Genomic DNA, 21,334 nt, shown 5'->3' on the forward strand with positions numbered 1-21,334 from the left:
CCGGCATGCTTTTTCCTTGTCATTTTCCGCTTACACGTCCATGCTTCCTGACGCAGCCAAACGCCTATCGTCCTTGCTTCGATCTCCGTCGGTTTGCGTCATCCTGACGCTGCTGATCGCCTGGGCCGCGGCCGCTCTGTGCGTCATGTTGCGCACGCCCCTGCCATGGATGATCGGGCCGTTGCTGGTAACCGCCGCATGTTCCATGCTGGGCGGCGCCACGGCCAGCTGGACGCCGCTGCGCAATGCCGGCCAGTGGATTATTGGCTGCGCGCTGGGGCTTTACTTCACACCGCAGGTGGTGGCGCTGATGGCCGGCTTGTGGTGGGCGATTGCGCTGAACATTGCCTGGGCGCTGTTGTTGGGCCTGGCCTTTGGTGAGTGGCTGTATTGGGTGCATCGCGGGCCGGGGCCGACCGCCATGGCCGGCCAGCAGCAGCCTGCGCCCCGGCCATCATGGGGTGCCCGATTTCATGTGGCAGGCTTGTCGCGCATCACGACCTACTTCGCCGCCCCCATAGGCGCGGCCTCCGAAATGACCCTGATGGGCGAGCGCCACGGCGCGCAGACGGACCTGGTGGCGTCGGCACACAGCCTGCGCGTGCTGCTGGTGACGCTGATCATTCCCTTTGGCTTTCAGTGGGCCGGCCTGCATGGGCTGGACACCACGCTCCCGGGTGCCCGGGACGTTCACTTGCCGGGGCTGGCGCTGCTGGCTGGACTGACCGGCATCGGCTGTTGGGCCATGCTCAAACTGGACCGCGCCAACCCCTGGTTCATCGGTGCGCTGGTGGTGTCTTTGCTGCTGACCGCGTGTGACGTGACGCTGTCGGCCATCCCGCAGCCCCTGACCAATGCCGCGCAGCTCGTGATCGGCATCAGCCTGGGCGTGCGCTTTACCCGCAGTTTTGTGCATCTGGCGCCGCGCTGGCTCGGCTCCGTGGCGCTGGCGACTGTCGGGATGATGGGGTTGTGTGCCGGTTTTGCCTGGCTGCTGGCACGGTTCAGCAGCCTTCATTGGGCCACGCTGCTGCTGGGCACCTCGCCGGGCGGGATTGCCGAGATGTCGATCACGGCCAAGGTGTTGCAGCTGGGCGTTCCCGTCGTGACGGCCTTTCACGTCACGCGGCTGGCGGCCGTGTTATTGCTGGCCGAGCCCATGTACCGCTGGATGTACCAGAAGCGCCCCGCGGCGCAGGCTGAAAGCCCACCCGCTAAATGACAAGAAAAAAGGAGGCAGAGAGCGAGCGTGGCGGCTCACCCCATCAGCAGGGGCCGCGGAACCGGCTTCGCCGGGCCGCAGGCGCAGCGCCCCCCCGGGGGGGCAGCGCATTACACGAAGTGAAAAGCGTGGGGGCTTTTTTAGTGCAACGAGATGGGCGTGTTAGCCAGCCCGCTATAGCCTTCGAGCGTGTCTTCGATTTCTTCCTGGGTCGGCGTGTTTTTCGCCCAGGCACTGAGGCGCTCCTGGAACATTTCTGCCCACGAGCCGTCAAGGTACACCTCTTTGCCCGATCGTTTGTCCACGATTTCAAAGCCGTGGCGCGCCAGCTGGGGAACGGCGGGCGCTGGCGCAGATTCTTCGGGCGCGTTCGCGTGAATCTGAACCACCACAAAAGAGTCGGAGTCGTAAAGCATGTGCATGGTGATGTCCTTCGCCTTTACATAGCAACGTTGGTGCCAGGTTTCAAGAGGACAGGGTAAGCCGCAATGCGCCGTATAGGCAGGCAAAAAGTCACGCTGCGGCGTTTATGGCAAATTGCGCAGCGATTTTCAGAATTTATTCACGGTATTGAGCTGCTGGTCGACAAAATCGCCGTTGTACTGGGTTATTTTGCTGCGCACCGGCAGGTAGCCCAGCGAGGGCGCGTACCAGACTTCCACTTTCTGATCGTATTCACGGCGCGGCTGGCGCGTGAGCCTGAGAGCGACGATGTCCCCGAAAGGCAGGCTGACGCTTTCCTCGGCCTCCACCAGAAAGGTCCAGGTATCCGCATCGCGCGGTCCCACGGTGTACAGCGAAATGCTGGAGCCGACCGGAAAGCTGGCCGGCTTGCCTGCGAGCATGCCGCCCAGCTGTAAAAACACGCTCACCCGGTCCTGGGCGCCCTTGACCCATGGGGCGGCGGGCGTGTTGGCGCTGAAGGTGATGCGGGCTTTGTCGGCCTCGAAATGGGCAGCCACCTCGCTTCTCGATTTATCCGAAAAGCGCGTGGGCGCCAGCCCCTCGGCGCCCACCTGGCCACTGCTGGCCATGCTGCGCGAGCCCAGAAACAGCGCGCTCACGGTCATGCGGGCGTCATAGCTGCCGCCCGCCTGATGCCAGCCGAGTTCGGCGTTCGCGTGGTAGGTCATGCCCTTGGCCTGGCCGGTCATCTTGTAGGCCAGCCTGACGCTGGGGGGCAGGGCCATGGCCGTTACCGGAGTCAGGCTGGGGCCGGCTGGCAGCGCAGGCGCCGCGGGCATGGGTGGTTCCTTGGCGGACGTATCGGCCGTCGGGAGCGGCACGCTGTCCGCGCTGGACGAGGCAGGAGGTTCGCTGCCCGCGAGTGAGTCGGGGGCTTGAGGCGCTGCAGAATCAATAGCAGGCTGCGCAGGTGCATCAGCGGCCACAGCCTCATTTTCTTTAACAGGAACAGGAGGCCTTTTGGGTTTGACCGGCGCCTTGACTGCGGGCTTGACCGCGGGAGGCGCTGCTGGCGGGGGAAGCACCTTGGCCGGTGGAAGGACCTCAATGCTGCGCGTGACAAATGCCGGCGCGGTGCGGCTGCGGGTGGACGCAGGGTCCGTTTCCGGGCCAAACCGGTCGGGCGTCGTTCGCAGCAGCAGCGTGTGTACGGCGAGCACCAGCACGGCCAGCATGACCAGCGCTCGCCAGGGGGGTGCCGCGCGCGACCCCCCCGAAGCTACCCCTGGTGCTGCCAGCACGCTGTTCATGCCCCTGTGAACCCCAGATCGCTGGAAAGTTGCCGGGCGGCTGCCGCCAGTGGCCGGGCCACCGCGCCGTCCCAGGCCGGATCAAACGTGGCCAGCGAGCCCAGCGCCACCATGCCCAGCGCCAGATGACCGTCGGCATCAAACACCGGCGCACAGAAACCGGCCACGCCGGGCAGCAGGGTGTCCACAACGCGCGCCAAGCCGCGCCGGCGCACTTCTTCCAGCAGCGCGGTCGCCTCGGCCATGCTGGTGGGCAGGTCCTTGCGTCCCAGCTTCTGGGTGCGTGCCAGCTCGTCCTTGAGCAATGCGGCCAGCCGGTTCTGCGGCGCATGCTGGTTCAGCATGAAGGCCGCAAAGCACAGGCCGGTGGCCGAGGACAGCAGCGGCATCACGTCGCCCAGGCGCAGGTTGACGGTGATGGCTTGGGGCGACTCCTCCCAGTGAACAATGGTCGGGCCCTGATTGCCCCAGACCGCCAATGCCAGGGTCTGGCCGATCTGCTCCGTCAGCGGCTGCAGGCGCTGACGCGCCAGTTTCACGCTGTCAAGCCGGGAAAGAGAAGCGAGCCCTAACTTGAGTGCGGTTGGCCCGAGGTCGTAGCGCGTGGAGCCGGCATCCTGCGTGACCAGCCCGAGGCGCTGGAAGCTCACCAGATAGCGGTGCGCCTTGGCCGCGCTCATGCCTGCCGCCGCCGCCAAGTCGCGCAGCATCAGCGGACCGGGTGCTGCGGCCAGCACCCCCAGCAGGCTGAACCCAACCTCCACCGACTGAATGCCCGCGCGCTGGGGTGGCAGATCGGTGAGTGGCGCAGCAGGCGGCGCGGCAAGCGGGATGTCGAGGGAGCCAGGAGGAGCGTTCATGAAAGTGAGAGAATTTCGAATTACATTTAGGTAAACTGATTTCACTTATCGTAACGCGAAACAATGATTTTCAGGTTTTGAGGCGTTCCCCGGGCAGTGGCAGGGTGCCGCGAAGCGCCCGAGCCCTTCAGGGACGGCACAATCCAGTGTGCTTTTTGCAATGCAACACTGAAGAAAACCCGCCAGCCACCCAATCAGGATATTGATGAAACTCGCCACTTACAAAGACGGTTCCCGCGACGGCCAGCTCGTTGTGGTGTCGCGCGATCTTGCCACCGCCCATTATGCGACGGGCATCGCCAGCAAACTGCAGCAGGTGCTGGACGACTGGAACTTCCTTTCGCCCCAACTGCAGGACCTGTACGAAACACTCAACAACGGCAAGGCGCGCCACGCCTTCCCGTTTGAGCCGGCGCAATGCATGGCGCCGCTGCCGCGCGCCTACCAATGGGCCGACGGCTCGGCCTTCATCAACCATGTGGAGCTGGTGCGCAAGGCCCGCAATGCGGAAGTGCCCGCCACGTTTTATACCGATCCGCTGATGTACCAGGGTGGCAGCGACGACTTCGCCGGCCCCTGTGACAACGTGGTGGTTGCCAGCGAAGAATTCGGCATCGACTTTGAAGCCGAGGTCGCGGTGATCACGGCCGATGTGCCCATGGGCGCCACGCCCGAGCAGGCGCTCGAAGGCATACGCCTCGTGATGCTGGCCAACGACGTGTCGCTGCGCAACCTCATACCCGACGAGTTGGCGAAAGGCTTCGGCTTTTTCCAGAGCAAGCCGGCCACGGCCTTCAGCCCGGTCGCGGTGACGCTGGATGAACTGGTGTTCAATGGAGAAAATGCCTGGGACAAGGGCCGTCTGCACATGACGCTGCAAAGCACCTGGAACGGCCGCAAGGTCGGCATGTGCGAGGCCGGACCCGAGATGACCTTTCACTTCGGGCAGCTGATTGCCCACATCTGCAAAACCCGCAACGTGCGCGCCGGCAGCATTGTGGGCTCTGGCACCGTGAGCAACAAGGACTGGAGCCACGGCTACAGCTGCATTGCCGAAAAGCGCGCGACTGAAACCATCGAGGACGGCAAGCCGAAAACGCCGTTCATGAAGTTTGGCGACACCATCCGCATCGAGGTCAAGGGCAAGGATGGGCTGTCGGTGTTTGGTGCGATTGAGCAGAAGGTTGCGCCGCTGCGGTAAGCCGATTCAACCTGAAATCCCCGCCGGGGGATGGGCGGTTTACGGGTGGCCGAGCTGCGCCACAAAGAGCTTCAGGCCGCGCAGCAGCATTTCCACCGAGATGGCCACCAGGATCAGCCCCATCAGCCGTTCAAAGGCCATCATGACGCGGTCGCCCGCGATGCGCTGAATCCGCTCGGACAGCACCAGCACCACCGCGCAGACCACCATGGTCACGCTCAGCGCGGCAATCCATTCCAGCCGCCGCGCCGGAGCCTGCGAGACCAGCAGCATCACCGTGGCCAGTGCCGAGGGGCCCGCCAGCCCCGGAATGGCCAGCGGCACGATCAGCGGTTCACCCTGCAGGGGCGCGGCCTCCGGCTGGTCCGAGGGGAAAATCATGCGCAGCGCGATCAGGAACATCACCACGGCCCCGGCGATTTGCAGCGACAGGTCGCTCAGGTTCATCAGGCGCAGAAAGCCGTCGCCGACAAACATGAAGGCCAGCAAGAGCAGGAAGGCAATCAGCACCTCCCGCAGGACGACGCGCATGCGCCGCTCGGGGGCCACGCCGCGCAGGGCGTTGACAAAGATGGGAATGTTGCCCAGCGGATCCGTGATCAGCAGCAGCAAGACGGTGGCCGAAGCAAAGGTGTAGGCCATGGCTGCAGCGTGACAGGTGGTTGGAGATCAGGCAGATCAGGGGCGAACGAACCGGGGGGCGTCACGCTCAGCCGGCGTAGAGCGCATCCAGCGAGCGAAAGCCCTTGATTTCGATGGGATTGCCAAACGGATCGCAAAAAAACATCGTCCATTGCTCGCCGGGCTGGCCCTCAAAGCGCACCTGCGGCGCCAGCACGAATTCGGTGTGGGCCGCCTGCAGGCGTTGGGCCAGGGCCTGCCAGTCGGGCAGGGCCAGGACCAGTCCGAAGTGGGGCATGGGCACCAGCTTGTCGCCGACATGGCCGGTGCGCTCCGTTTTGAACGGCTCGCCCAAATGCAGTGAAATCTGGTGGCCAAAAAAGTCGAAGTCGACCCAGGTGTCGGTAGAGCGGCCCTCGGTGCATCCCAGCACGCCACCATAAAAGCCGCGTGCGAGGTCCAGGTCCCTGACATTGAAGGCAAAGTGAAACAGGCTTTTCATGGCGCCAGTTTAGCGGGCGCTTGCCCGCCTTCCCCTGAAGGTGTCCCGTGTGGCAGGGTGCTATCAAATCAATAGCGAAAAAGTCCGTGTGATGAGGGTGAGGCCCTCTCTGATCGATGGATTGCGCGATGCCCTTCTTGTGCCAACCCCCTGTCCCATGAGGGCCGGCGTGGCTCTGGCGTATCTCTGGCGTGTAAAAACCGGTTGACGTCCCGCCATGGCGTTGCACAATGAAGGCGCATCCTGGCCTCATCCCGTGAGGCTCATGGCATGGCAACTTATCCGGACCACACAATATTGCCCAACTCGGCAGGAGACAACCATGAGCGACGCAGACAACAATTCCTTTGCCGGTTTCGGCAAGCTTGTGCCCGGTTTTGACTTCCTGCAAAACCTGGCCAGGCAGGCGGCCGACAGTGCGACGCAAAGCATTCCGCAGTTGCCCAAGCTGGGGAGCTGGGTCGCGCCCACGCTCAATGTGGAAGAACTGGACAAGCGCATCGACGAGCTCAAGGCGGTGCAGTTCTGGCTGGACCAGAATGCCACGGCCCTCAAGGCCACCATCCAGGCGCTGGAGGTGCAGAAGATGACCCTGGCGACGCTCAGGGGCATGAATTTCAACATGGGCGATGTGGCCAACGCCTTCAAGCTCAAGGTTGCCGACAGCGTAGCCGACAAGGGCAAGACATTTTCCGGGCTGGAGATCCCGCCTTCGGCTTTTAACGGCCATCAGGCAAGTGCACAAGCTAGCGAAGACACGGCGGCAAAAGCCGGGGCCAAGGCCAAGGCAAAAGCCAAAGTGGCGGCAGCCAAGTCTCCCGATGCGGCCGCTGCCGCGGGCGGCGTGGTCGACCCGATGCAATGGTGGGGTGCCCTGACCCAGCAGTTCCAGACCATTGCAGCGGATGCCATGAAAGATGTCGCCCGAAAGACCGCCGTGGACACTACCAAAAACATGGCCGCCGGGTTGGCCAAGGATGCGGTGAAAACGGCCACCGACATGGCCACGGGCCTGGCCAAAGGCATGGCTGAAAGCGCCGGAAAAACGGTGGCGGGCGGGGCGCGCGCCGCCATGAACACCGCGCTGCGCAGCGCCCAGGACTGGCCTACACCGGCCTCCATGGCGTCGTCGGCTGCAAAATCCCCGTCAAGCTCCAAAGCCAAAACGCCGGCGCGCAAGACCGCGCGCAGTACGGTCCGAAAAACCACACCTTGAACACCTTGAATTCGTCTGCCGGGATCCCATGAAGCTTTTTCCCTATGGCCATGCCACCCATCCGCAATGGCGGATGGCGGCCGGCCTTGCGCTGGCCCAGTTGCGTGCCCACATGGCCTTGCCCGCGTATGCCCATGCGCCCACCCTGGCGCTGCTCTACATCACCGACCATTACGCCGCCCATGCGCAGGATATCCTCGATCACCTGAGCGCCGAGCTGCCCGACATCACCGACTGGAGCGGCACGGTGGGCGTGGGCATCGCGTCGAACAATGTCGAGTACTTTGACGAGCCCGCGCTGGCGGTGATGTTGTGCGAACTGCCGCACGACCAGTACCGCGTGTTCTCCGGCGTGTCGCCGCTGCCCCCCGCGGCCAGTGGCCGTTTCAAGGCGCATACCGCCCTGGTGCATGCCGATGCTGGCACGCCCGACGTCGCTGAACTGATTGCCGAGATGGCCCAGCGTACCGAGAGTGGTTACGTCTTTGGCGGCCTGGCGTCGAGCCGCTCCAGCACCGTGCAGTTTGCCTTCAGCGGCCACGGCAACGTCAAGGGGCATGGCGCGGCCGGCGGCGTGTTCAACGGGGGCCTGAGTGGCGTGGCGTTTGCGCGCGATCTGTCGGGCGGGATGGCGCTGATGTCACGCGTCACGCAAGGCTGCCAGCCCGTCTCGGCGAATCACGACATCACCGCCTGCGAGAGCAATGTGGTGACCGGGCTGGATGGCCAGCCGGCGCTGGATGTGCTGTTGGAGGACCTGGGCGTATCGCTGGACCAGCCGCGCGAGGCGCTGGCCAAGGTGCGCACGACCCTGGTGGGCCTGAGCCGCCCCGAGGACAGCCTGCATGACGCCCGCAGCCGGCGGGCGGGCCAGTTTGGCGCGGAAGTCGTGGTGCGCCACCTGATCGGGCTGGACCCCGCTCGCAAGGGCGTCGCGATAGCCGACATCCCCCACGTGGGCATGAAGCTGGCTTTTTGCGAACGCAACGCGCAGGCCGCGCGTGCCGACCTGATTCGGGTCTGCGCCGAAATCCGCGAAGAGCTGGAGCCTGAAGAAGTCACGCTGGACGTCGCCAGCGCCCTCAGCGGCATGCCAGCCGACGCAGCGCCGCATCCGGCCCGGCGAATCGCAGGCGCCATTTATGTCAGCTGCTCGGGCCGCGGCGGCCCCCATTTTGGCGCGCCCAGCGCCGAGTTGCAGATCGTGCGGCGAGCCTTGGGCGACGTGCCGCTGGTGGGCTTCTTCGCGGGCGGCGAAATTGCGCGCCACCACCTGTATGGCTATACCGGGGTGCTGACGGTGTTTGCGGCCACGGACTGACACGCGTTCTTCGATGGGAGCGCGTTACATGTCGCAGGCGAGATGGGATGCCGCTACCCACCAGCAGGGGCCGCAGAGCTGGCTTCGCCAGTCTGCAGGTGCCGTCCCCTGCAAGGGGAGAGGCCGCTACGCGAAGTGAGCGGCAACAGGGGTGTGCCCTATTCAACGTCTCAACGCCGCAAACGCCTCAAACTCCCAGCTCCGCATGGCCAGCAGCAAGGTGTAGCCCTCGCGGTCCTTGGCGGCCAGTTTCTGGTCGGCCTGGTGTTGCTGCGCGAAGTCTTGCGCCACGCGCTGCATGCGCTCCAGAAACGAGGGTGCCAGGCTGCGGCTGATCGAGCCATGCACCAACAGCAGGCCTTCACCGCCGCCATCGAAGCCGCCTGAAAAGTAGTCCAGCAAGGCGTTGTCGCGAAAGTAGTCCATCACCGGGCCGTGCGGTCGCCAGCGGAAGGTCTTGGCGAGTTTGAGCCGGTAGCGGTTCAGCGGTTTGAGTTCGATGATGCCGATGCGGTCCAGCTGCGCCAGGTATTTGATGCACTCGGCCTCCGACAGGCGGTAGCACTCCGTCATCTGCTCCAGTGTCCACTGGGACAGCACGCAAATCGCGGCGAGTAAAAGTTTCTTGTCGGCCACCACCGCCTTTTCCTGCGCTTCCGTGAGCTCCGCCAGCAGCGGCTGGGTGTCAGCCACGCGCCTGGCCAGTTCGGCAAAGTCCAGTTTCAAGGCACGGCAAATAGCGTCGATGCGCGACAGCGGCATGTCGCCTTTGGCCAGCATGCGCTTGACGCTGGACTCGGCCATGCAGAGGGCCCGGGCCAGGTCGGCATAGGTCATCTGGGCGGCCTTCAGTTCCTTCTTCAGAACGATGACCAGGTCAGCGCTTGTGCTCATGAAAAAACTCCTTGGTATTGATTATCGATACTTCAGGTCGTGCGGATTCAGCTTGTATCGATGGATGGAGGGATTTTCAGCTTGTGCGCTCAGACTGCGCCCACTTATATTGAAAGGACTTCCACCATGTTCCAACTTGAAAAACCCGAGCGCCTGCTGTTGGGCGCTGTGCTGGTGTTGCTGGTCGTGGCCGTGGTCGGCCCGTCAGTGGCACAGCCAGCGCACCTGCATGACCTTGCCGATCAGCGAGCGTGGGGGCGCATTCCCTTTGCGCTCGATGTGCTGAGCAACCTGCCGTTTGCGCTGTGGGGTGCGGCGGGCCTGGGCTGTCTCGCGTGGCGGCGTCGGGTTGCGGGGCCGGCCGGCAGCATGGCGCAACACGGCCTGGCGGCCCTGTTCTTTGCCGGCCTGCTGGCCACGGCGGCAGGGTCTGCCTGGTATCACTGGCAGCCGGATGACCCGCGCCTGGCGATTGACCGGCTCGGCATGGTCGTTGCGTTTGCGGGCTTGCTGGGGCTGGCGGCTGCCGGGCGCGCCAGTGCCCGCGCGGGCGTCGCCATCGCTGCGGCGGTGTTGGTGCTGGGGCCCTTGAGCGTCGGGGTCTGGCTGGCCTCAGGCAATGCGCTGCCATGGGGCCTCCTGCAATTCGGCGGCCTGGGTTTGATGGTCTGGCTGGCCTGCCTGCCGCCGCTGCCCGAGGGGGCGGCCCATCCTTCAGGGGGCTTGCCCATTCGCTGGATGCTTGTGATCGCCCTGTATGCGCTGGCAAAGTTGTTTGAATTCGGGGACCAGCTGGTCTTTGACTGGACCGGGCAACTCGTGTCGGGCCACAGCCTGAAACATGTGGTGGCGAGTTGTGCCGCCTGGCCGGTGGTGTCTGCGCTGATACCCGCGCAGAAAACCAAGGCAGAATCTCTGCACATCCCCGCCTGAGCAAAGCGGCTGCACGGCGAGCGGCCATGCCTTTTGCGTGGCCACAGCAAGAGCCCACAAGCCCACAAGCAACAAGCGAATAAAAGCGAATAGAGGAGTCCAGCATGAGTGTTGATACAAGCGCCCTGGCGCCCCCACCGGCAGCACACGAGCATCCGAACCAGTTCGCGCTGCTGAAGCAGCGCCGCTTTGCGCCCTTTTTCTGGACGCAGTTTTCGGGCGCGGCCAATGACAACCTGTTCAAGTTCGCCTTCACCGTGATGGTGACCTACCAGCTCAGCGTGAGCTGGCTGCCGCCCGCCCTCGCGGGGCTGGTGATCGGGGCGCTGTTCATCCTGCCTTTTCTGCTGTTTTCGGCCACCAGTGGGCAGCTCACCGACAAGTTCGAAAAAACCCGCGTGATCCGCTTCGTCAAGAACCTGGAAGTGGTGATCATGCTGATCGCTGCCGCGGGCTTCACCAGTCGCAACGTCCATCTGCAGGCCACGGTGCTGCTGGCTTGCACCTTCCTGATGGGGCTGCACTCCACGCTGTTTGGCCCGGTCAAGTTTGCCTACCTGCCGCAGGCACTGAGCGAGCGTGAGTTGACCGGCGGCAACGGCATGGTCGAGATGGGCACCTTTGTGGCCATCCTGCTAGGCAACATCGTCGGTGGCCTGATCGTGGCGGTGCCGGGTGTCGGTCCGCACTATGTGGCGCTGTCCTGCGTGCTGCTGGCGCTCGTGGGCCGTGTCGCGGCGCAGTTCATTCCGCTGGCGCCGGCCACCGACCCCGGCCTCAGGATCAACTGGAACCCGGTCACGGAAACCTGGCGCAACCTCAAGCTTGCTAATCAGAACCTGGTGGTGTTTCGCTCCATGCTGGGCATCAGCTGGATGTGGTTTTTTGGTGCGGTCTTCCTGAGCCAGTTCCCGAGTTTCGCCAAGGAGGTGATGCACGGCAATGAGCAGGTCGCGTCCCTGCTGCTGGTGGTTTTCTCGATCGGCATCGCGACCGGATCACTGCTGTGCGAAGTGCTGAGCCGGCGCCACGTCGAGATCGGCCTGGTGCCGCTGGGCGCGATTGGCATGAGCGTCTTTGCGGTAGACCTGTACTTCGCCTCACGGGGCTTGCCGATGTCGCCCGTCATGGGCCTCGCCAGCTTCATGGCGCAGCCCGCCCATTGGCGCGTGATGGCCGACCTGGCGCTGCTGAGTCTGTTTGCCGGCCTGTACAGCGTGCCGATGTATGCCTTGATCCAGTTGCGCAGCCAGCCCACGCACCGGGCCCGCATCATCGCCGCCAACAACATTCTCAATGCGCTGTTCATGATCGTCAGCGCCATCCTGGCGGGCGCGCTGCTCAAGTCCGGATTCAGCATTCCGCAGATCTTCCTGTTCGTCGGCCTGGCCAATGCGGTGGTGGCGTTCTACATCTTCCTGCTGGTGCCGGAATACCTGCTGCGCTTCATCGCGCTGGTCGCCTCGCGCTGCGTGTACCGCTTCAAAATCAGCGGCGATGACAACATCCCCGCGCAGGGCGCCGCGGTGCTGACCTGCAACCATGTGAGCTTTGTGGACCCGGTGCTGCTGATGGCCGCCAGCCCGCGGCCGATTTATTTCGTGATGGACCACCGCATTTTCAAAATGCCGGTGCTGGGCTGGCTGTTCAGGCTGGCCAAGGCTATTCCGATTGCGCCGCGCGCGGAAGACCCGGTGGCCTATGAAGCGGCGTTCGAAGCGGCTGCCAGGGTGCTGCGCAATGGTGATTTGCTGGCCATCTTCCCCGAGGGTGGCATCACCAAGGACGGGGAGCTTCAGGTGTTCAAGGCCGGCATCATGAAAATCCTCGAAAACGCCGAGCGCGACGGCCTCCGCGTGCCGGTCATTCCCATGGCCCTGACCAACCTGTGGGGCTCATTCTTCAGCCGGGTGGAGCAGGGCACGGCGATGGTGCGGCCGTTCCGGCGCGGCTTTTTCAGCCGGGTCGGCCTGAATGCCGGACCGGCCATCGCGCCCGCCGACGTGCAGCCCGAGGCTTTGCGAATACGCGTGGCCGCGCTGATGGATGCCTGAAAGTATCGAAAACTGATACTAAAAGATCATTCAGTGGTCACTGTATCGGTATCTGCATCAATTTTTGGGGCGCCGCGGCACATTGGAGGTACCGCAACGACCTCAAAGGTCTTTTATGCAGACGCTGATACACCGTGATTCCAGGCCCCGCCTGACGGCCGCCAATGTAGCGTTTGACGACCATCCCAACGACAAGCGTTTTTCGGACCGCATCGAGACTGTCACCGTCGAGGTGTTTGACTGGCTGCCGCGCGCGCAGCCGGCGGCACCGGGCCAAACCCCGACAATCGTCAAACTTTAAATCCTGTCATCCTGCCCGACTGCTTCAAACAAGGAACCCATCATGAGCAAAGGTCTGCGACTCTCCGAGAAATGGTTTCACCGCGGCCTGTGGCTGGTGGCGCTGGTGTTTGCCGGTTTCCTGATCGGGCTGGGCGGCACCGTGGTGGGCGATCTGCCCAAGGTGGAAAAGCGGCTCTCGCTCGACGACTTCATGGACCCGGCCACCACGACTGCCCTGCGCACGGCGATCAAAACCGCCACGCGTGCCGAGCAGGACGCCCAAAGTGCTTTGGAGCAGGCGCAGCTCAAGCGCCGCGCCGCGCAGGCCGACTCGGCCGCGGCCCGCGACACCTTCAACAACTGGCTGTCCACGCGCCATGCCACGCAACTGGCCGACCAGGACCCCGAATTGATCGAACGGACCCGGGCGCTGGACGTGCTGAAATCCCGCGAACGCGCCACCGGCGTGGCCGTGGAGGCGCAGCAGCAGGCCGCGCTCGATGCCCGGCAGGCGGCAGCGCGCGAACGCGGCAAACTCGCCGAACTGCAGGAAGTGGCGCAAAAGCTGCTCAACGCCGAATACCGCCGCGTGGAGCTGCGCGTCTTTTTGTACCGCCTGGCGCTGACCTTGCCGCTGCTGGTGGCCGCCGGCTGGCTGTTTGCGAAAAAACGCAAGAGCACCTACTGGCCCTTTGTCTGGGGCTTCATCATCTTTGCGCTGTTCGCCTTTTTCGTCGAGCTGGTGCCCTACCTGCCAAGCTATGGCGGCTATGTGCGCTACATCGTCGGCATTGTGGTGACGGCGCTGGTGGGGCGGCAGGCGATTATTTCGCTCAATCGCTACCTCGAAAAACAGAAGCTCGCGGAGCAATTACCCGATGCGCAACGCCGCGAGGAGCTGAGTTACGACACCGCGCTGACGCGGTTGTCCAAGGCTGTGTGCCCGGGATGTGAGCGGGCGGTAGACCTCAAGAACCCGGAGATCGATTTTTGCCCGCATTGCGGCATCGGCCTGTTTGACCATTGCTTTAAATGCACCACCCGCAAGAGCGCTTTCGCCAGGTTCTGCCATGCCTGTGGCGCCAGCGGCGAGCAGGCCAGGCCCGCGCCACCGGCGGCCTCAGCGGCTCCTGCGGTCTGAAGCCGGGCTAAGAACAGGTTCTCAGACCGGGCGGCCGAAGAAAGGGTAGGCCGGGTCGTTGTAGCCCGGGGTGGAGGCATGGCCGGGCACCACCAGGCCGTTGATGAAGGCCTCGTCGTCCGGCGTGAGCTTCAGCTCCGTGGCGGCATACACGTCTTCCAGGTGCGCCAGTGTGCGCGGGCCGACGATCACAGAGCTGATGATGGGGTTGGCCAGCACCCAGGCGGCGGCAAACTGCCCGGGAACCAGGCCCCTGGCCTCGCAGCGGGCCTTGATTTTCTGGGCGATCACCAGCGATTCCTCACGGAACTCGGTTTCCAGAATGCGCCGGTCGCCGCTGCCGGCGCGCGTGCCCTCAGCCGGCGGCTGGCCTGGCGGGTACTTGCCCGTCAGCACGCCGCGCGCCAGCGGGCTGTAGGGCACGACGCCCAGGCCGTAATGGCCGCAGGCCGGCAGGATTTCCACTTCCGGCCCGCGGTTGAGCAGGTTGTAATAAGGCTGGCACACGGCCGGTGGCGGCACACCCAGTTCCCGGCACAGGCGAACGATCTCGGCAATGCGCCAGCCGCGGAAGTTGGACAGGCCGAAGCTGCGGATCTTGCCCAGGCGGATCAGGTCGCCCAGCGCACGCACCGCCTCTTCGAGGTTGGCCTCGTGGTAGTCGCGGTGCAGGTACAGGATGTCGAGGTAGTCGGTTTGCAGCCGGGTCAGGATCGCATCGGTTTGCTGGATCAGCCAGCGCCGCGAGTAATGGCTCTCGTTGACGGCCCCGCTGACCGGGTTGCCGAGCTTGCTGGCCAGCACCCAGTGGTGGCGCTGGCCGGCGAGCAGTTTGCCGACGTCCTTTTCCGACTGTCCCTTGTTGTAGACGTCGGCCGTGTCGATGAAGTTGAGTCCCTGCTCGCGCGCCGAGGCCACGATGCGCGCCGCCTCCTCAACAGGCGTCTGCTGGCCGAACATCATGGTGCCCAGGCAGAGGGTCGAGACTTTGAGGTTGCTGGTTCCGAGGCGGCGGTATTGCATGGTCAGTTCCTTGCTGAAAAAAGACGGGGGCGAGACGGCGCTCAGGGTGTGAGCCGTTCGACCAAGTACTCCTTGGCATACAGGTAGGTCTCGGGCGTTCTGAAGACGGCCAGTTGGCCTTCATTCTCGTCCTGCCGCGAGCGCAGGTCCCAGCGTTCATCGAGGATGCGGCACGCATCGCAGGGTTTCTGCCCGACCCGGCGCTGCACCAGGGCATAGCGGGTGTTTTTGAACAGGGCGTTGACGTCCTGGTAGTCGACCGGTTGCGCTGCGAAGTAGGGAACAATTTTTGCACCCGGAATGATGAATTCGTAACGCTCAAAATGGCCGTTGAAGTTGCTGGGGACGGACACGGCCTGGCCCTTGAGCAGCGCATTGGTTTCTGCACGGAAGTGGCCCCTCTCGCCGTTGAACGGTGCGGTGGCCCAGGCCAGCGCAAACAGCACGGCGAAACCGGCCACGGCGGCGATTGGGCGGGCCAGCTCTTTTTTGGCCATGCCGATGACGCAGGCTGCGGCAAGGGCTGCCAGGAACAGCCAAAACAGCGGCGAATAAAGCCAGCCGGTTTGTGTGGCGCGCACCGCACCGAATCCGATCAGGCCCATGGCCAGGGTGCCCAGCAGGCAGAGCGCCAGGGCGATGCTGAACCAGACGCGCGCAATGCCGCTCCAGTACAGCGCCATCAGGATCGCGAGGGCTGGCATGGCCGGTATCAGGTAACGGGCAGACCGCTGGTTGGGCAGGAGGAACACCAGCGCCAGCGCCAGCAGCCAGAGCCACAGGATTTTTTCGGCATCGCTGACGGGCACACCCCGACGGTAACTGCGCCAGGCGGTCCAGACACAGCCGACCGCGACGGGCAGCAGAAAACCGGCGTTTGAAAAGTAGCCCGTGAGAATCGTCAGGAGCCCGCCGCTGCTGCGGAAAGCAACCTTGAAGTAGCCGGGTGATGACTTGAATTTGCCGGCGTTTTCGCCAACCACAAACTCGCGCCACACCTCGCCCGGTTGCGGGTCAATGGCGAACCACAAGCCAAACACCGCCAGGGCCATTGCGCAGATGGTGGCGACCTTGATGGCGTCGATGACGATGCCGCGCCGGAAAATCTGCCAGGGGGCTTGCCGGGCGCCCAGCACCTGGTAGCACAGCGCCAGGCCGAAGCCGACCGGCACCACCATGGCGAAGGATTTGTAGAGGCAGCCGATGCCGATGGCGATTCCTGCGAGCAGAGGAAACTTCCAGCGTGAGGCCAGCAGTTTCGCCGGGGACCAGGCGAGGGCAAAAAACACAGCGAACAGCCAGAAGGTCTCGGGCGAGCTGGTCAGGTAGGGCCGGCCATAACGGTAGCTGCTCAAAAAAGAGAGATAGGCCAGCGCCGCAATCGCGCCCAGGGTGATCGCCCGGCTGCTGCGGTCCGCGGCCGTCGCGGCGCCGGGGCTTGCCTCCGGGGTGGGCGTGACCTCATTGCGAACCACCTTCCAGGTCAGCAGGCCCACCATGAGCGCAATCGCCCAGGAATAGACCACGCTGGGCAGGCGCAGGCTGAGCAGCGTCCAGTGCTCGCCCCAGCCGCCCGCCGCCATCGCCTGCCAGAACAGCAGCGGGGGCTTGGTGTTGCGCATGAAGTCGTAAGAGCTGACCAGCGGCAGCCAATGGCCGGTTTCCGCCGTCAGGCGCGCGATGTGGGCGTACACCAGCTCATCGCCGAGGCGGGGAATATGGTCGCCGTCCAGGCCGAACAGGTAGCCCAGCGCAACCGCGACGGCAAGGGCCAGCCAGAGGAAGTGGGCGGGAAGGCGGGGCTTCAGTGGCTCAGGGCTGGTCATGGACATCGGCAGGGGGCGTTGTGGCAGCATTGGGCGGCTGAATTTTCGCGCGGCGGCGGAACGTCATGCGGTCATTGGCGACAAAATTGCACACGCTGGCCAGCACAATGGCCACCAGGTTGGCCAGGATGTAGTGCAGGTAGATGGCCAGCCATTTGGTCAGCACGGACTGAACGGCAATCGACAGGGCCGCCGCCATCACATATTTGGAAAACAGGAACAGCGCGGAATGATGGACCTCGTGCTTGCGGTCCCGCCAGGTCAGGCGCCGGTTCCAGTAAAAGTTGCTGATGGTCGCGCAGGTGATGGCCAGGGCAATCGAGTAATTGAGCCGCGAGTGGAAGTCTGCGATGAAGCTGAGCAAAAACTCCTGCGCGACATAGAGCACGGCGATGTTGATCACCGTGCCGCTGGCGCCCACCACGCCAAACTTGATGAAGCGCCAGCGCGCCATAGGCTGCAGGCGGGGTGGCAGGCGGCTGATCAGCGCCTCCGCGATGGACCGGAGTGTTCCCATCAGGCCATCGCCGGAGTTTCGGCCAGGCATTCCCGCGCCTTGGCCAGCACCGCGGCGGGCGCAATGACCTTGAGGCACTGGTTGTCGCCGTCGCAGTAGGAGGAGCGGTGGTTGTAGGCAGTCAGGCAGGGCGAGCAGGGCCACTGGCTGTAAAACGAATGGCACTTTGGCGTCTGCGGCGCATAGAGGCCGGGCGTTTCGGGCCCGAACAGCATCAGGGTCCAGATGGGCGTTAATGCGGCGAACTGCCCGGGTCCGCCATCGTTGGTCACCAGCAGGCGCGCCACATGGAACAGCGCCAGCAGCTCGGCGACCGAGCGTGTGTAGCCCGTCAGGTCGATCACCGGCCCCGCCGGGTAGGCCTGGTTGACGTTGGCGACCAGTTGCTGCGCCAGCGCCTGGTCGTCTTTCAGGCCAATCACCGCCACCGCGCAACCGTCGGCCACCAGGCCTTCGCACAGCGTGGTGTACGAGGCCAGCGGCCACGCGCGGATGGGCAGAATGCCGCCGCCCGGGTAGACCAGCGCCAGCGGCTTGCCGGCGATGGCGGGAAAGTCCTGCGCCAGTCGCTGCGCAATGCCCTGCACCAGCACGGCGTCCAGCTGCACAGGCGGCGGGGGCTTGGTGGTGCCCACCATTGGCAGCTTTGATTTCGGTACCGCCGTGGAGTCGATGGCACGCGCCAGCGCCAGAAATTGCGCGCTGATGTGGTGATAAGGGTTGTAGGGCACGGGTCGGTTGATGTGCGAGCCGCGGTACAGGCCTTCCTGCGTATGGCGGTGAAAGCCCACGCGAACCGGCGCACCACTGGCAAACGACAGCAGGCTGCTGATGCGCGAGAACAGTTCGCAGTCGATCGCCACATCGACCTTCGCGCGGCGCAGTTCGGCCACCGCTTTCCAGAGGCTGGACAGCAGGCCAGGCAGCGACTTGTCATCCACGGTGTGCACATGGGCTGGGTCGACCACCTGCATGAGGTCGAGGATTTCCCGGTTCTTCCTGAACAGCAGGGCATGCAGCTCGGCGCCGGGGTAGCGCTGCTTCAGGCGCGCAAACATCTCGTGTGCCAGCACCAGGCTGCCCATTTCGGACAGCAGGATCACCACGATCGCTCGTGGCGCGGTGGTGGCGGCCGCCTCGCGGGACGGCCCCCGCAAAGCCCTGGTCACCGCATCCAGGCCAGAGACCGCGGCGCACAACGGAATGCCGACCCAGCGGTCAATCCATCGTTGCAGCTGGATGTTCATCGCTCAGACGCCTCTTAGCCGGTCGGTCCGGAACCGCGCGGCGAACTCGCCGAACTGCCCTGCATCGAGCGCATCGCGTATTTCCTGCATCAGGTTCAGGTAGTAATGCAGGTTGTGGATGCTGGCCAGCATCGGGCCCAGCATTTCACCGCAGCGGTCCAGGTGGTGCAGGTAGGCCCGCGAAAAACCGCCCGACATGCTGCCGTCAGGCAGCGTGCGGCCCTTGCACGTGTAGCAGGTGCAGGTGTGATCCAGGGGCTGATCGTCGGCCTTGTGGCGCGCGTTGCGGATTTTCAGGTCGCCAAAGCGCGTGAACATGTGGCCGTTGCGCGCATTGCGCGTCGGCATCACGCAGTCAAACATGTCAATGCCGGCACCCACGCCCTCCACCAGGTCCTCGGGCGTGCCCACACCCATCAGGTAGCGCGGTTTGTCGGCCGGCAGGCGATGGGGCGTGTGCGCCATGATGCGCTGCATTTCTTCCTTCGGCTCGCCCACACTCACGCCACCCACCGCGTAACCGGGCAAGTCCAGCTCCACCAGCGCATCCAGCGATTCGTGGCGCAGGTTCTGGTACATGCCGCCTTGCACAATGCCAAACAGCGCGTTGGGGTTTTCCAGTTTGTCAAACTCGGCGATGCAGCGTTTGGCCCAGCGCAGGCTCAGTTCCATCGAGCTGCGCGCTTCGCTTTCGGTGGTGATGTGGCCCTTGGTGTCGTAGGGCGTGCACTCGTCAAACTGCATCACGATGTCGCTGTTGAGCACCGTCTGGATCTGCATGGAGATTTCGGGCGTCAGGAACAGCTTGTCGCCGTTCACGGGCGAGGCGAACTTCACGCCTTCTTCGGAAATCTTGCGCATCTCGCCCAACGACCAGACCTGAAAGCCGCCGCTGTCGGTGAGTATGGGTTTGTCCCAGCTTTCAAATCGGTGCAGGCCGCCGAACTGTTTCATCACGTCCAGCCCGGGGCGCATCCACAGGTGGAAGGTGTTGCCCAGGATGATCTGGGCGCCCATGTCGTGCAGCGACTGCGGCATCACGCCCTTGACGGTGCCATAGGTGCCAACCGGCATGAAGATGGGCGTTTGCACGACGCCATGGGTGAGCGTCAACCGGCCGCGCCGGGCATGCGAGCCGGGGTGGGCGTTGGCCCCTTCGCCGGTCCTTGCGTCGGTCTTCAGAACTTCAAATTCGAGCATCTTGTGATTGTCGCAGGTGTGTTTAACCTAGAAACAGCGGTTGAATGCGCCCGATGGCGCCGTGATCGGCGTGCCAGGCAAGGCGTGACAACGCAGTGGGCCGTTGCCCACAAGGCGGAACAACGCAGCATGGCGCGTCGAGCAGGGTGCCATCGGGCGCATAGCGCTGTCACTCCGACGGTGAACGCGATCGAAGAGGGAGAAGTCAATGGGCATGCGGCTTTCCTGAAGTTTGCGAGCGGTCAACTGCTGTTTCTAGGTTTAAACGCCCGCGCGCGGGGTTTTGCGCGCCAGCAGCATGGCATCGCCATAGCTGAAAAAGCGGTAGTGCCCGGCAATCGCATGCCGGTACAGCGCCATGATGTGTTCATAGCCCGCAAATGCGCTGACCAGCATCATCAGCGTGCTCTTGGGCAGGTGAAAGTTGGTCAGCAGCAGGTCCACCACGGCAAACTCAAAACCCGGCGTGATGAAGATGTTGGTGTCGTTGCAGTCGGGCCCAAATTTGGCATGGGATTCCAGCGCCCGCACGGTGGTGGTGCCCACGGCCACCACGCGGCCGCCGCGCGCCTTGCAGGCGGCAATCGCCTGCAGCGTGGCGGCCGGCACGTCAAAGCGCTCGAAATGCATGGTGTGGTCGGCAATGTTCTCGGTTTTGACGGGCTGGAAGGTGCCCGCGCCCACATGCAGGGTCACGCTGGCGCGCGCGATGCCGCGCGCCTCCAGCTGCGCGAGCATGGCTTCGTCAAAGTGCAGGGCGGCGGTGGGTGCGGCCACGGCGCCGGGGTTTTTCGCAAACACCGTCTGGTAGCGCAGCTCGTCTTCTGCAGAGTCGCTGTGGGTGATATAGGGCGGCAGCGGCACATGGCCATGCTGCGCCATCAGCACATAGGGGTCGCTGCTGAAGCGAAAGCGGTACAGCGGCCCGTCCTCCTGCGGCCAGCGGCCCAGCAGGGTGGCAGTGAAGCCGCCGTCCATCTGCAGCACGGCGCCCGGCAGGGGCTTTTTGCTCACTTTCATGTGCGCCGCGACTTCATGGCTGGCGTCGGCGAGGGCGGGCAACACCCGCTCGATCAGCAGTTCCAGCCGCCCGCCGGTGGATTTTTGGCCGAACAGCCGCGCCTTGACCACCTGGGTGTCATTGAACACCAGCAGATCGCCCGGGTTCAGCAGCCCGGGCAGGTCGGCGAAGCGGCGGTCTACTGCGGGGGTGTCCCGGCCGTCAAGCAGGCGCGAGGCGCTGCGCTGGGCGGCGGGGTGCTGGGCAATGAGTTCTTCGGGCAGCGTGAAATCAAAATCGCTGAGGCTGAAATGCGTCTTCATAAACCTAGAAACCGCAGTTGGATGCGCCCGAGTGTGCTGCCCGCGCGGCGCCAGGCAAGGCGTGACAACGCAGTGGGCTGTTGCCCACAAGGCGGAGCAACGCCGCATGGTGCTGTGCGGGTGGCGCAATCGGGTGCATAGCGCTGTCATCTATAAGGTGAGTGCCAGCGAAAAGGAGAATGACGGTATTCAAGCGGACTTTTAGATGTTTGCAAGCGGTCAACTGCGGTTTCTAG

The 21,334-nt window shown here is 64.2% G+C and carries 19 protein-coding genes and 1 pseudogene; 8 read left to right on the plus strand and 12 right to left on the minus strand.

Annotation, left to right across the window (positions count from 1 at the left end; all coding sequences use genetic code 11):
• Positions 1-40: 40 nt before the first annotated feature.
• Positions 41-1,222, plus strand: a complete 1,182-nt coding sequence (locus tag AC1DS5_RS14175) for an AbrB family transcriptional regulator (RefSeq protein ID WP_477718901.1) — start codon at positions 41-43, stop codon at positions 1,220-1,222.
• Between the two features lie 140 nt (positions 1,223-1,362).
• Here the strand turns inward: AC1DS5_RS14175 and AC1DS5_RS14180 are convergent, their stop codons facing one another.
• The 3 genes from AC1DS5_RS14180 to AC1DS5_RS14190 all read right to left on the minus strand — a co-directional run bounded on the left by AC1DS5_RS14180 (position 1,363) and on the right by AC1DS5_RS14190 (position 3,731).
• Entirely contained in the window at positions 1,363-1,644 is a 282-nt protein-coding gene (locus AC1DS5_RS14180) for a BTH_I0359 family protein (RefSeq protein ID WP_477718902.1), read from the minus strand.
• Between the two features lie 129 nt (positions 1,645-1,773).
• Entirely contained in the window at positions 1,774-2,937 is a 1,164-nt protein-coding gene (locus tag AC1DS5_RS14185; protein ID WP_477718903.1) for a DUF3108 domain-containing protein, read from the minus strand.
• Positions 2,934-3,731 (minus strand): IclR family transcriptional regulator, encoded by a 798-nt coding sequence (locus tag AC1DS5_RS14190; RefSeq protein ID WP_477719048.1) that lies wholly within the window; start codon positions 3,729-3,731, stop codon positions 2,934-2,936. Before AC1DS5_RS14190 ends, AC1DS5_RS14185 begins: the two co-directional genes overlap by 4 nt.
• A 271-nt stretch (positions 3,732-4,002) precedes the next feature.
• Between AC1DS5_RS14190 and AC1DS5_RS14195 the strand changes: the two genes are divergently transcribed.
• Positions 4,003-4,998, plus strand: a complete 996-nt coding sequence (locus AC1DS5_RS14195) for a fumarylacetoacetate hydrolase family protein (RefSeq protein ID WP_477718904.1) — start codon at positions 4,003-4,005, stop codon at positions 4,996-4,998.
• Positions 4,999-5,037: 39 nt separating this feature from the next.
• On the opposite strand, the gene AC1DS5_RS14200 is transcribed toward AC1DS5_RS14195, so the two are convergent.
• Both AC1DS5_RS14200 and AC1DS5_RS14205 read right to left on the minus strand, forming a co-directional pair.
• Positions 5,038-5,640: a MarC family protein gene (locus AC1DS5_RS14200; protein WP_477718905.1), complete on the minus strand. Its 603-nt coding sequence runs from the start codon at positions 5,638-5,640 to the stop codon at positions 5,038-5,040.
• Between the two features lie 67 nt (positions 5,641-5,707).
• Positions 5,708-6,121, minus strand: coding sequence for a VOC family protein (locus tag AC1DS5_RS14205; protein ID WP_477718906.1), 414 nt, complete (start codon positions 6,119-6,121; stop codon positions 5,708-5,710).
• 322 nt (positions 6,122-6,443) lie between these two features.
• Between AC1DS5_RS14205 and AC1DS5_RS14210 the strand changes: the two genes are divergently transcribed.
• Together AC1DS5_RS14210 and AC1DS5_RS14215 are read left to right on the plus strand one after the other, a co-directional pair.
• Positions 6,444-7,337: a PhaM family polyhydroxyalkanoate granule multifunctional regulatory protein gene (locus AC1DS5_RS14210; RefSeq protein ID WP_477718907.1), complete on the plus strand. Its 894-nt coding sequence runs from the start codon at positions 6,444-6,446 to the stop codon at positions 7,335-7,337.
• Between the two features lie 28 nt (positions 7,338-7,365).
• The gene (locus tag AC1DS5_RS14215; protein ID WP_477718908.1) at positions 7,366-8,658 is read left to right on the plus strand and encodes an FIST signal transduction protein; all 1,293 of its coding nucleotides are present in this window, start codon (positions 7,366-7,368) and stop codon (positions 8,656-8,658) included.
• Between the two features lie 162 nt (positions 8,659-8,820).
• Here the strand turns inward: AC1DS5_RS14215 and AC1DS5_RS14220 are convergent, their stop codons facing one another.
• Positions 8,821-9,552 (minus strand): helix-turn-helix domain-containing protein, encoded by a 732-nt coding sequence (locus AC1DS5_RS14220; protein ID WP_477718909.1) that lies wholly within the window; start codon positions 9,550-9,552, stop codon positions 8,821-8,823.
• A gap of 126 nt (positions 9,553-9,678) precedes the next feature.
• On the opposite strand from AC1DS5_RS14220, the gene AC1DS5_RS14225 reads away from it, so the two are divergent.
• The 4 genes and pseudogenes from AC1DS5_RS14225 (at position 9,679) to AC1DS5_RS14240 (ending at position 13,962) form a co-directional block, all read left to right on the plus strand.
• A complete protein-coding gene (locus AC1DS5_RS14225) occupies positions 9,679-10,485 on the plus strand; it encodes a hypothetical protein (RefSeq protein WP_477718910.1) in 807 nt (268 codons plus the stop codon).
• 104 nt (positions 10,486-10,589) lie between these two features.
• Positions 10,590-12,539: an MFS transporter gene (locus tag AC1DS5_RS14230; protein ID WP_477718911.1), complete on the plus strand. Its 1,950-nt coding sequence runs from the start codon at positions 10,590-10,592 to the stop codon at positions 12,537-12,539.
• A 148-nt stretch (positions 12,540-12,687) separates the two neighbouring features.
• A pseudogene (locus AC1DS5_RS14235) lies at positions 12,688-12,840 on the plus strand (DUF2145 domain-containing protein); the annotation flags it as partial.
• A 42-nt stretch (positions 12,841-12,882) separates the two neighbouring features.
• Complete coding sequence (locus AC1DS5_RS14240; protein WP_477718912.1) at positions 12,883-13,962, plus strand: serine endopeptidase; 1,080 nt, start codon at positions 12,883-12,885, stop codon at positions 13,960-13,962.
• Between the two features lie 21 nt (positions 13,963-13,983).
• On the opposite strand, the gene AC1DS5_RS14245 is transcribed toward AC1DS5_RS14240, so the two are convergent.
• The 6 genes from AC1DS5_RS14245 to queA all read right to left on the minus strand — a co-directional run bounded on the left by AC1DS5_RS14245 (position 13,984) and on the right by queA (position 21,098).
• Positions 13,984-14,985 (minus strand): aldo/keto reductase, encoded by a 1,002-nt coding sequence (locus AC1DS5_RS14245; RefSeq protein ID WP_477718913.1) that lies wholly within the window; start codon positions 14,983-14,985, stop codon positions 13,984-13,986.
• Positions 14,986-15,026: 41 nt separating this feature from the next.
• Complete coding sequence (locus AC1DS5_RS14250) at positions 15,027-16,811, minus strand: ArnT family glycosyltransferase (protein WP_477718914.1); 1,785 nt, start codon at positions 16,809-16,811, stop codon at positions 15,027-15,029.
• Positions 16,798-17,358, minus strand: a complete 561-nt coding sequence (locus tag AC1DS5_RS14255; RefSeq protein ID WP_477718915.1) for a GtrA family protein — start codon at positions 17,356-17,358, stop codon at positions 16,798-16,800. Before AC1DS5_RS14255 ends, AC1DS5_RS14250 begins: the two co-directional genes overlap by 14 nt.
• Positions 17,328-18,575: a glycosyltransferase family 9 protein gene (locus AC1DS5_RS14260; protein WP_477718916.1), complete on the minus strand. Its 1,248-nt coding sequence runs from the start codon at positions 18,573-18,575 to the stop codon at positions 17,328-17,330. The genes AC1DS5_RS14255 and AC1DS5_RS14260 overlap by 31 nt, the downstream gene beginning before the upstream one ends.
• 3 nt (positions 18,576-18,578) lie before the next feature.
• Positions 18,579-19,775, minus strand: coding sequence for a tRNA guanosine(34) transglycosylase Tgt (gene tgt / locus AC1DS5_RS14265; RefSeq protein ID WP_477718917.1), 1,197 nt, complete (start codon positions 19,773-19,775; stop codon positions 18,579-18,581).
• Between the two features lie 261 nt (positions 19,776-20,036).
• A complete protein-coding gene (gene queA, locus AC1DS5_RS14270; protein WP_477718918.1) occupies positions 20,037-21,098 on the minus strand; it encodes a tRNA preQ1(34) S-adenosylmethionine ribosyltransferase-isomerase QueA in 1,062 nt (353 codons plus the stop codon).
• Positions 21,099-21,334 lie beyond the last annotated feature (236 nt).

It is taken from the genome of Polaromonas sp. P4_H1 (genome assembly GCF_056400945.1).

What these genes read in the sequence shown, in the direction of transcription:
- AC1DS5_RS14180 (WP_477718902.1), bottom strand. Translation starts at nt 1,644, where the DNA reads ATGCACATGCTTTACGACTCCGACTCTTTTGTGGTGGTTCAGATTCAC.
- AC1DS5_RS14195 (WP_477718904.1), top strand. Translation starts at nt 4,003, where the DNA reads ATGAAACTCGCCACTTACAAAGACGGTTCCCGCGACGGCCAGCTCGTT.
- AC1DS5_RS14255 (WP_477718915.1), bottom strand. Translation starts at nt 17,358, where the DNA reads ATGCCTGGCCGAAACTCCGGCGATGGCCTGATGGGAACACTCCGGTCC.
- queA (WP_477718918.1), bottom strand. Translation starts at nt 21,098, where the DNA reads ATGAAGACGCATTTCAGCCTCAGCGATTTTGATTTCACGCTGCCCGAA.
- tgt (WP_477718917.1), bottom strand. Translation starts at nt 19,775, where the DNA reads ATGCTCGAATTTGAAGTTCTGAAGACCGACGCAAGGACCGGCGAAGGG.
- AC1DS5_RS14215 (WP_477718908.1), top strand. Translation starts at nt 7,366, where the DNA reads ATGAAGCTTTTTCCCTATGGCCATGCCACCCATCCGCAATGGCGGATG.
- AC1DS5_RS14225 (WP_477718910.1), top strand. Translation starts at nt 9,679, where the DNA reads ATGTTCCAACTTGAAAAACCCGAGCGCCTGCTGTTGGGCGCTGTGCTG.
- AC1DS5_RS14175 (WP_477718901.1), top strand. Translation starts at nt 41, where the DNA reads ATGCTTCCTGACGCAGCCAAACGCCTATCGTCCTTGCTTCGATCTCCG.
- AC1DS5_RS14205 (WP_477718906.1), bottom strand. Translation starts at nt 6,121, where the DNA reads ATGAAAAGCCTGTTTCACTTTGCCTTCAATGTCAGGGACCTGGACCTC.
- AC1DS5_RS14260 (WP_477718916.1), bottom strand. Translation starts at nt 18,575, where the DNA reads ATGAACATCCAGCTGCAACGATGGATTGACCGCTGGGTCGGCATTCCG.
- AC1DS5_RS14210 (WP_477718907.1), top strand. Translation starts at nt 6,444, where the DNA reads ATGAGCGACGCAGACAACAATTCCTTTGCCGGTTTCGGCAAGCTTGTG.
- AC1DS5_RS14220 (WP_477718909.1), bottom strand. Translation starts at nt 9,552, where the DNA reads ATGAGCACAAGCGCTGACCTGGTCATCGTTCTGAAGAAGGAACTGAAG.
- AC1DS5_RS14240 (WP_477718912.1), top strand. Translation starts at nt 12,883, where the DNA reads ATGAGCAAAGGTCTGCGACTCTCCGAGAAATGGTTTCACCGCGGCCTG.
- AC1DS5_RS14185 (WP_477718903.1), bottom strand. Translation starts at nt 2,937, where the DNA reads ATGAACAGCGTGCTGGCAGCACCAGGGGTAGCTTCGGGGGGGTCGCGC.
- AC1DS5_RS14250 (WP_477718914.1), bottom strand. Translation starts at nt 16,811, where the DNA reads ATGACCAGCCCTGAGCCACTGAAGCCCCGCCTTCCCGCCCACTTCCTC.
- AC1DS5_RS14230 (WP_477718911.1), top strand. Translation starts at nt 10,590, where the DNA reads ATGAGTGTTGATACAAGCGCCCTGGCGCCCCCACCGGCAGCACACGAG.
- AC1DS5_RS14200 (WP_477718905.1), bottom strand. Translation starts at nt 5,640, where the DNA reads ATGGCCTACACCTTTGCTTCGGCCACCGTCTTGCTGCTGCTGATCACG.
- AC1DS5_RS14245 (WP_477718913.1), bottom strand. Translation starts at nt 14,985, where the DNA reads ATGCAATACCGCCGCCTCGGAACCAGCAACCTCAAAGTCTCGACCCTC.